4 protein-coding genes and 1 pseudogene are annotated in these 5,904 nt (G+C 73.3%); all 5 read left to right on the top strand.

Translation table 11 applies throughout. The features are described from left to right. A partial coding sequence (locus CR470_RS35020; protein WP_179892479.1) for a hydantoinase B/oxoprolinase family protein occupies nucleotides 1-1,793 on the top strand: 1,793 nt, incomplete at its 5' end. Nucleotides 1,794-1,863: 70 nt separating this feature from the next. Next, a complete protein-coding gene (locus CR470_RS35015) occupies nucleotides 1,864-3,393 on the top strand; it encodes a hypothetical protein (RefSeq protein ID WP_097871506.1) in 1,530 nt (509 codons plus the stop codon). Continuing rightward, the gene (locus CR470_RS39920; protein WP_179892478.1) at nucleotides 3,390-3,548 is read left to right on the top strand and encodes a hypothetical protein; all 159 of its coding nucleotides are present in this window, start codon (nucleotides 3,390-3,392) and stop codon (nucleotides 3,546-3,548) included. Before CR470_RS35015 ends, CR470_RS39920 begins: the two co-directional genes overlap by 4 nt. Next, nucleotides 3,545-4,492 carry a hypothetical protein gene (locus CR470_RS35010; RefSeq protein ID WP_097871504.1) on the top strand — a complete coding sequence of 316 codons (948 nt, stop codon included), beginning with the start codon at nucleotides 3,545-3,547 and terminating at the stop codon, nucleotides 4,490-4,492. The genes CR470_RS39920 and CR470_RS35010 overlap by 4 nt, the downstream gene beginning before the upstream one ends. 104 nt (nucleotides 4,493-4,596) lie before the next feature. Then, nucleotides 4,597-5,874 (top strand): annotated as a pseudogene (locus tag CR470_RS35005) (hypothetical protein); the annotation flags it as partial. Nucleotides 5,875-5,904: the final 30 nt, after the last annotated feature.

Here is a 5,904-nt window from a genome sequence, read left to right as displayed (position 1 = left end):
AGATGTGTATAAGAGACAGGGCCGACACCGTGCACCTGCACGCCGAGGGACGGTGGCAGCGCGCCCCGCTGTACCGACGGACGGACCTGCGCCCCGCCGACACCGTCACCGGGCCCGCCGTCGTCGCCGAGGACGACGCCACCACCGTCGTCGACCCCGGCTGGGCGGCCGAAGCCGGTCCGGCCGGGCACCTCGTCCTCACCCGCAGCCGCCCCCGGCCCGAACGCACCGCCGTCGGCACCCGGGTGGACCCGGTGATGCTGGAGGTCTTCAACAACCTCTTCATGTCGATCGCCGAGCAGATGGGCGTCCGCCTGGAGAACACCGCCCACTCGGTCAACATCAAGGAGCGTCTCGACTTCTCCTGCGCCCTGTTCGACGCCGGGGGCAACCTGATCGCCAACGCCCCGCACATCCCGGTGCACCTCGGCTCGATGGGCGAGTCGATCAAGGAGGTCCTGCGGCGCAACGAGGGGAGGCTGCGCCCCGGCGACGTGTACGCCGTCAACGACCCCTACCACGGCGGCACCCACCTGCCCGATGTCACCGTGGTGACCCCCGTGTTCGACGCGGGCGAGGCAGGAGAGCCGGGCCGCCTGCGCTTCCTGGTGGCCTCGCGCGGGCACCACGCCGAGATCGGCGGCATCACCCCCGGCTCCATGCCCGCCTTCAGCCGGACGATCCACGAGGAGGGCGTGCTCTTCGACAACTGGCCGCTCGTCCGCGACGGCCGGCTGCGCGAGGACGAGACCCGCGACCTGCTCACCTCCGCCCCGTACCCCTCCCGCGACCCGGACACCAACCTCGCCGACCTGCGCGCCCAGATCGCCGCCAACGAGAAGGGCATCGCCGAACTGCGGCGTGTGACCGACCAGTTCGGCGCCGACGTCGTGGACGCCTACATGGGCCACGTCCAGGACAACGCCGAGGAGTCCGTACGCCGCATCGTCGCCGGACTGCACGACGGCCACTGCCGCTACGAGACCGACAGCGGGGCCCTGATCCAGGTGCGGCTGACCGTGGACCGCGAGGCCCGCGGCGCCCACCTCGACTTCACCGGAACCTCGCCCCAGCAGCCCGGCAACGCCAACGCACCCCGGTCCGTCGTCATGGCCGCCGTCCTCTACGTCTTCCGCACCCTCGTCGGGGAGGACATCCCGCTCAACAGCGGTTGCCTCAAGCCCCTGGAGGTGACGATTCCGCCCGGGTCCATGCTCGACCCCGGCTACCCGGCGGCGACCGTCGCGGGCAATGTGGAGACCTCCCAGGCGGTCACCGGAGCCCTGTACGGAGCGATCGGCGGCCAGGCCGAGGGCTCCGGCACCATGAACAACCTCACCTTCGGCAACGACCACGTCCAGTATTACGAGACGATCGCCAGCGGATCCGGAGCGGGGAACGGCTTCGACGGAGCCGACGCCGTCCAGACCCATATGACCAACTCGCGGCTCACCGACCCCGAGATCCTGGAGTGGCGGCTGCCCGCCCTGCTGGAGGGCTTCGCCGTCCGGGACGGCAGCGGGGGAGCGGGGCGGTGGCACGGCGGCGACGGCGTCGAGCGGCGCATCCGCTTCCTGGAGCCCGTCACGATCGCGCTGCTCTCCGGGCACCGCCGCGTCCCGCCGTACGGAGCGGGCGGCGGGGAGCCGGGGGCGCTCGGGGAGCAGTACATCGAGCGGGCCGGGGGCGAAGTGGTCCCGCTGGAGGGCCGCGACACCGCCGAACTGGACGCCGGTGACGTCCTGGTGGTGCGCACGCCGGGCGGCGGAGGCTACGGACCCGCAGAGACCTGACCCTGGCACGGGACCGGTCGCATAAACGCCGTTTCGACCGTTGTCGGTGCGAGGACCTAATCTGTCCCACGTGACTTCGCCTGCCTACCCGGACAACGCCTCGCCGCAGCTCAGCGCGGGGCCGCGGCCTGCCCCGGGCCCCGCCGCCGACGAGGGGCTCTCGCGGCGGCTGCGCGCGCTCGCGTGCACGGCGCCGCTGCACGACCTCGACGTCCGCAAGGCGAATCTGGCCGGCGAGTACACGGTGTACGCCATGGCGGAGGTCGCCCTCGCCGCCATCGACCACGTCACGCTCAACATGGACTTCGACACCGGAGCCGACCACGACCAGATAGTGGCCAGACTGCTGCCCCGGGTCGCCGCCCAGGCCCCCGGCCGCCCCGTCGCCGAGCACGAACGGGTCGCCCGCTGGGTCCTGGAGAACCTGATCAACGTCGGCAGTGTCGACCGCGGCTTCCGCGCGGTCTACGGCACGTTCGGCCCCGACGGGGTCTACGTCCGCCGGGACTACGACTTCAAGCTCATCGAGGAGGTCCCGGGCTACGGTGGCACGGTCTACCTCCGCGCCACCGACGAAGCGGTCAACGTCCTGGTCGGCGCGCTGGACACCGATGTCACCAGCGCCCAGATCGCCGCCGAGGTCAAGCTGGAGGTCCTCATCAGCCGGGGCCGCCTCGCCGACGCCCAGCTCGCCGCCGAACAGGCCCGCTACCGCACCGTGCAGTACGCCGAGACCCTGCGCCGGACCCTGGAGGCCACCCGGCGCAACGTCCGCGCCGTCGACTGGCTCCACACCGTCCCGGACATGATCGCCGAGGCCCTGGACCACGTGGCCGACCGCTACCGCCACGAGAACGCCATCCTCACCAACATCCGCAAGGCACGCGACGAGGCCGAGGACCCCGAGCACCGGCGCCGGGCCGCCGAGCTCGTCGACATCGTCAAGGACTGCATCCGCCGCCACACCCAGCTCCAGTCCCGGCTCCTGGAAGCCGGCCCCCTCTTCCGCGCGGAGCAGGACCGGCAGGCGTTCGCCCCGCCCGCCGGCCACGCGGGCCTCGACCTGTACGGGCAGCTCCTCGCCCCGCTCCTGCCCCTCCCCGTCGAACAGTCCACCCGGGCCACCGACGCCTTCTTCGCCCACGGCACCGGACTGCGCACCCCCACCTCCGTACGGGTGGGGGACCTGGTCGACCTGCTGCTCACCCCGCCGCTGGAGCGCGAGCACCTGGGCGCGGAGATGCCCGAGCCCGACCTCATCGCCACTCCCGACGACAGCCGGTTCAGCGAGGAGCAGCTCGCCCGCGCCATGACCCTGCTCGACCTGGAGCACGACGCCCCGCGCCGGCTCTCCGGACTGCTCGCCGAGGCCCGCCGTACCGGAGACACCGATCTGCCGTACCTGGTCGCCCTGCTCGCCGTCCACGCCGCCAGCCCGCCGGTCGGCACCGCCTATCGCCAGGGAGAACGACGCCTGCTGTTCGCCGTGGACGACGGGGCGGAGCTGGACGACCCGGAGTTCGGCGGCGCCGACCTGATCGTGGGCACCGCCCTGCTGGACGCCGTCGGCATGGCCGCCGACCGCAAGGAGGCCTCGTGACCGGCCCCGCGGCCTCCGTCGTGACCGGCCCGGCGACCTCCGTTGTGAACAGCCTCGCCGCCTCCGTCGTGAACCGTCCCGCGCCGTCCGTCGCACCCGGGCCCGCCCTTCTTCCGCACCCGCACGTTTTCCGTACCGAGGAGTCCCAGCCGTGAGCGACCACGACGCCGAGCACCCCGACGCGTGGGCCGAGCCCTCCGCGTACGCCGGGTCCTCCACCCCGTACGCGGGCGACTCCGCGCATCCGGGAGGCGCCGCCGAGCCCGCCGGACAGACGCCCGTCACTCCGGCCGACGCCGCCGACGCCGCCCGCCTGGTCTCCTTCGGGCTCCAGCCCAAGCTGCTGCCGGCCCGCGACGCCGAATACGCCGACCTGCTGCGGCGCTACCGCGAGGAGAGCGCCTTCGCCCGGCTCGCCGACGCCGTCGCCACCGGCCTCGGCCTCATCGTCCTGGAGGTCTCCCCGCGTGCCGGGATGGCCGTGACCGCGGGCGAGGACTCCGTCTTCGCCGTCCGCATGGGCGACTACGCCCGCCGCGCATCCTCCGACGCCGCCGACCGCTTCCTGCACGGCCTCGCCCACCTCGCCGTCGCCGCCATGGCCTTCCCCCGCCCCGAGGACCTCGCCGACGACGCGTACATCGGCCGCATCACGGTCAACGGCGTCGACGCCTTCGTCCGCCAGGCCTGCCGGCGACTGGAGGAGCGCGCCGAGGAACAGGGCGACAACACCGACCCGGCCAGCGACGCCCCCGGGCTCGAGGCCGGCTGGCGGATCTACGCCCGCCGCAGCGCCACCGGCGCGACCAAGGACGCCCGCCGACTCGCCGGCTCCACCACCGGCATCATCGGCAAGGCCGTCGCCTTCCTCACCGACTCCGGCTTCCTCCAGCGCACCGGCGACGACGCGGGCGGCGCCTACCGCACCACCGCCCGCTATCAGCTCCAGGTCCGGGACCTGGCGGGCAGCGCCGCCATGGCCGAACTGCTGGAGCTCGGCGTCGTCCCCGTCACCGACGGCTCCGCCACCCTGCTGCCGCCGCCCGACCCCGACAGCATGGAGCTGGCCGCCGACGCGGGCCTGCCCTTCCACTCCTGACCCGACTCCACTCCACTCCTGACCTGGTCCGGCCCGACCGGCCGTTCCCGACCAGCCCGCCCGCCCCGCACCTGCCGCTCACCGAACGACGAGAGTCCGCCGCCATGTACGAGTTGTCCCGGGTCCGCCTCTACTCCATCGGGCCTGCCGGTGCGCGCTACGCCGACACCGTCCTCGACCTGCGCGGCGTCGGCGCACCCGTTCCCAGCCCCGCCCCCGCCCAGGCGGAGTTCTTCGAGGACGAGCCGGTCGGCCCGCCCCGCCGCCCGGCCCCCGCCGGCGTGCTCTTCCTGGAGAACGGCGGCGGCAAGTCCGTCCTGCTCAAGCTGATCTTCTCGGTGATGCTCCCCGGCCACCGCAACACGCTCGGTGGCGCCAGCTCCGGCGTCCTGCGCAAGTTCCTCCTCGCCGACGACTGCGGGCACGTCGCCCTGGAATGGCAGCACACCCTCACCGGTGAGTGCGTCGTCGTCGGCAAGGTCAGCGAGTGGCGCGGCCGGCAGGTCTCCAACGACCCCCGCAAGTTCGCCGAGGCCTGGTATTCGTTCCGCCCCGGCCCCGGACTCAGCCTGGACAGCCTGCCCGTCGCCGAGTCCTCCGTCGTGGGCCGCCCCGCCGAAGGCGTCTCCGGCGCACGCGGCAGGCGGCGCACGATGAAGGGCTTCCGCGACGCGCTGATGGACGCGGGCAAGTTCTACCAGCATCTCGACGTGCACTGGGAAGAGATCCACGACCGCTGGAACGAACACCTCGGCGACCTCGGCCTCGACCCCGAACTCTTCCGCTACCAGCGCGAGATGAACTCCGACGAGGGCGAGGCCGCCGGGCTCTTCGCGGTGAAGAAGGACTCCGACTTCACCGACCTCCTGCTCCGCGCCGTCACCGACACCCGCGACACCGACGGACTCGCCGACCTGGTCAGCGGCTTCGGCAACAAGCTGGGCCGCCGCGCCGAGCTGACCGCCGAACGCGACTTCACCGCGGGCTCCGTCGACCTGCTCGGCCGAATCGTCGAGGCCACCGGCACCCGGGCCCGCACCCGCGACATCCACGCCGGCGCCGAACGCCGCACCCGCACCCTGGCCCGCCGCCTGACCGCCCGCGCCGCCGAGGAGCGCGGCCGCACCGCCGAGCTGGCCGAACGGGTCACCGATGCCGCCCACACCGTCACCGAAACCGAGTCCACTCGGGGCCGCCGTTCCCTGATCGCCGCCGAACTCGCCTACCGGCACGCCTCGCTGGCCCTGACCGCCGCAGAGAAGAGCGCCGCCGCCGGCCGCAAGGAGCTGGTCGAGGCCCGCACCCTGCACGCCGCCTGGCAGGCCGCCGAGGCCGTCCTGCGCCACCGCGCCGCCGCCGACCGCTCCGCCAGGGTCGCCGCTGTCTCTTATACACATCTCTGAGCGGGCTGG

This window comes from Streptomyces sp. rh34 (genome assembly GCF_002551245.1).
Taxonomy (GTDB): domain Bacteria; phylum Actinomycetota; class Actinomycetes; order Streptomycetales; family Streptomycetaceae; genus Streptomyces.
The sequence above is the reverse complement of the archived record's forward strand: the minus strand, read 5'-3'. Positions and strand labels throughout refer to the sequence as shown.